This window comes from Plantactinospora alkalitolerans (assembly GCF_015690345.1).
Taxonomy (GTDB): Bacteria; Actinomycetota; Actinomycetes; order Mycobacteriales; family Micromonosporaceae; genus Plantactinospora; species Plantactinospora alkalitolerans.
On record NZ_JADPUN010000423.1, the window covers coordinates 1 to 2,987 of the forward strand.

General features: G+C 72.8%; 3 protein-coding genes and 1 pseudogene. All 4 read left to right on the plus strand.

Features of this window, described 5'->3' with window-relative positions; translation table 11 throughout:
- Positions 1 to 84 precede the first annotated feature (84 nt).
- Positions 85 to 516: a division/cell wall cluster transcriptional repressor MraZ gene (gene mraZ, locus I0C86_RS41785; RefSeq protein ID WP_196206844.1), complete on the plus strand. Its 432-nt coding sequence runs from the start codon at positions 85 to 87 to the stop codon at positions 514 to 516.
- A gap of 206 nt (positions 517 to 722) precedes the next feature.
- On the plus strand, positions 723 to 1,859 hold the full coding sequence (gene rsmH, locus I0C86_RS41790) for a 16S rRNA (cytosine(1402)-N(4))-methyltransferase RsmH (RefSeq protein WP_196206845.1): 1,137 nt from the start codon (positions 723 to 725) through the stop codon (positions 1,857 to 1,859).
- A complete protein-coding gene (locus I0C86_RS41795; protein ID WP_196206846.1) occupies positions 1,859 to 2,533 on the plus strand; it encodes a hypothetical protein in 675 nt (224 codons plus the stop codon). The genes rsmH and I0C86_RS41795 overlap by 1 nt, the downstream gene beginning before the upstream one ends.
- A 5-nt stretch (positions 2,534 to 2,538) precedes the next feature.
- Positions 2,539 to 2,987: pseudogene (locus I0C86_RS41800) on the plus strand (hypothetical protein); the annotation flags it as partial.

A 2,987-nucleotide genomic window follows, 5' to 3' on the forward strand; every position in this document is an offset into this window, starting at 1 on the left:
TCCCGGAACTTGGCCGGAAGGATCAGCCGGCCCGGGGGACAGCGGCGCCGCGAACGTCGCTGGAAGGGCGAGGGGGTTGGGCCGGTGTTTCTCGGCACGCACACTCCGCGCCTGGACGAAAAGGGCCGGCTGATCCTTCCGGCCAAGTTCCGGGATGAGCTGGCGGGAGGTGTCGTGATCACCAAAGGGCAGGAGCGCTGCCTCTACGTCTTCCCGATGCCCGAGTTCCAGCGCATCGCGGGGCAGTTGCGCGAGCAGCCGATGACACACAAGGCGGCCCGGGCGTACGGCCGGGTGTTCTTCGCCAGCGCCCATGACGAGATCCCGGACAAGCAGGGCCGGGTCACCATTCCGATCCACCTCCGGGAGTACGCGGCGTTGGACCGGGAGCTGGTGGTGATCGGGGCGAGCACCCGGGTGGAGATCTGGGACAAGCGGGCCTGGGAGAGCTACCTCGCCGACAGCGAAGGAGACTTCGCCGACATCGAGGAGGGGGTGCTGCCGGGCGGACTGTAGGGCGCTGCCTGCCAACGCCCGACGTACTGCGAGATCTCCACCCGCTCGAAGTTCCTGGCGCCTCTTCCCCGGTGCCAGGCGCGATCTCCCGACACGGTCCGACGGTCGGACCCGGGAGACCAGAGCGGATGGGGATCTGGCGGTACGACGAGCAGCAACGGTAACCAGGGCACGTCCGGACGGAACAGCAGTCAGTGGGGGTCGACATGGGGGAGCTACGCGGTACGCACGTGCCGGTGCTGCTTGAGCGATGTCTCGAGCTGCTCGCCCCCGCGCTGGACCGGGACGACCGGACGACCGTGTACGTCGACGCCACGCTCGGCCTGGCCGGGCACGCCGAGGCGGTGCTGGCCGCGCATCCGCGTACCGTCCTGATCGGACTGGACCGGGACACGGAGGCGCTCGCCCACGCGCGGGCCCGCCTCGACCGGTACGCCGACCGGATCCACCTGGTGCACGCGGTCTACGACGAGTTCGCCGAGGTACTGGACGGGCTCGGTTACGCCCGGGTCGACGGCGTGCTGTTCGACCTCGGTGTCTCCTCGCTCCAACTCGACGCGCCCGACCGCGGGTTCGCCTACGCCCAGGACGCGCCGCTGGACATGCGGATGGACCAGTCGACCGGTACGACCGCCGAAGAGGTGGTCAACACCTACACGCACGGTGAGTTGGCCCGGGTACTACGGGTCTACGGCGAGGAGCGGTTCGCCGGTCGGATCGCCTCGGCGATCATCCGGGAACGGGAGCGGACCCGGCTCACCTCGTCGGCGCGGCTGGCCGAGCTGGTCCGGGACTCGATTCCGGCACCGGCCCGACGAACCGGTGGACATCCGGCGAAGAGGACGTTTCAGGCTTTGCGGATCGAGGTAAACCGGGAGCTGGCCGCGCTGGAGACGGCGCTGCCGGCCGCCCTGGACGCGTTGTCACCCGGCGGTCGCGCGGTGGTGCTGTCCTACCACTCCCTGGAGGACCGGATCACCAAGCAGGCGCTCGCCGGCCGGGCCCGGAGCACGGGACCGGTCGACCTTCCCGTCGAGCTGCCCGGCACCGGGCCGATGCTGCGGCTGCTCAGCCGGGGGGCCGAGCTGGCGGGCGAGTCGGAGGTCGAGGCCAATCCGCGCGCCGCATCGGTGCGGCTGCGGGCGGCGGAGCGGATCGAGCAGGACGGCACGAACGGTACGGAGACGACGACGAGGAGGGCCGCCCGCGAACGGCCCCGCCGAGTCGCCGGGGAAGTACGCACGTCCGGTGCGGGGGTAGCGGACGGGTCAGGGGCAGTACGACGGGAGATGCCGCGATCGCCAGGGGACGGCAGCGGCACGACAGTACAGGGGGAGGGATGATGAACGTCAACAAGCGCGACCGCGGGGGCCAACCCGACGCGTCGCGCGGCGCAGAGCAGCGTACACCGCGGTCGGGGGGCCGGACCACGGTGGAGCGGGCTTCGCAGGCGGGCAACAGCCGGTCGAAGCCGGCATCGGGAACTCGCGGCCGGGGGGCGCGACAGTATCCGACACAGGGCAGCGCCGCACTGCGGGAGCGGGCCTGGGAACAGCCGGACGAAGCCACGCCGGAACTGCGGGTCTGGGACAGTTCCGAGGAGCGGCCCGACCGCTCCCCGGAGTCCGACGCGCCCGCGCGGCGTACCCGGCTCCGGGTGACGCCACCGCGTCCGGTCGCCCGGCCCCGGGTCTCGTTCGTGGTGCTGGTCCTGGTGCTGGTGGTCGGCGGGATGCTCGGCATCCTGGTGGTCAACAGCAAGATCAACGAGAACGCCTTCCGGCAGGAACGGCTACAGCAACAGCAGTCCACGTTGGACGTCCAGCAGCAGGAGCTGGAGCAGAAGATCGCCGAGGCGGAGGTGCCGGGCAACCTGGCCGCCCGGGCCCGCAAGCTGGGCATGGTCGACTCCGGGCCACCCGCCTTCATCCGGCTGCCCGACGGCCAGGTGATCGGAGTACCGCAGCCGGCCGGCGGCGAGCCCGCCATCACCAGCCCGCAGGGTGCCGGGGGATAACGCCGATGGCGCCGCGGTCCGAGGAGCCGCGCCGGGACGCTTCGGTGTCCCGGCGCGGCTCGTCACGTACGGGTGCCGGCCGGGAGCCGGACGAACGCGGCGCCGGCCACGGCGGGCGCTCCGGCTCCGGGTCGGGCCTCGGGGGCATCTCCGACGCCCGCGCCTACACCCCGCGCGGTCGAACTGTGCGCGACAACCCCGAACCGACCCGGCGGGTGCCGACCGGCGGCGACGCCGCCAGGTCCCGCCGTACTCCCCGGTCCGGCCGCTCGACGGACCCGTTCCGACCCGCGTTGCAGGTGCTCGACGGCGGCCGGTCCGGCACCTCGCGGGCCACCCGGCGGACCGCCGCGACGGGCACCGGACGCACCATCACCCCGCGCCCGGTCCGGGGCGGCGACGTGGCGAAACCGGTCCGGCGGCGCCCGGCCGACGGCGCCGGACCGGTTTCGCC

Bases quoted from the DNA above. Each gene is read 5' to 3' on its own strand.
- rsmH (WP_196206845.1), top strand. From the start codon at position 723: ATGGGGGAGCTACGCGGTACGCACGTGCCGGTGCTGCTTGAGCGATGT.
- I0C86_RS41795 (WP_196206846.1), top strand. From the start codon at position 1,859: ATGAACGTCAACAAGCGCGACCGCGGGGGCCAACCCGACGCGTCGCGC.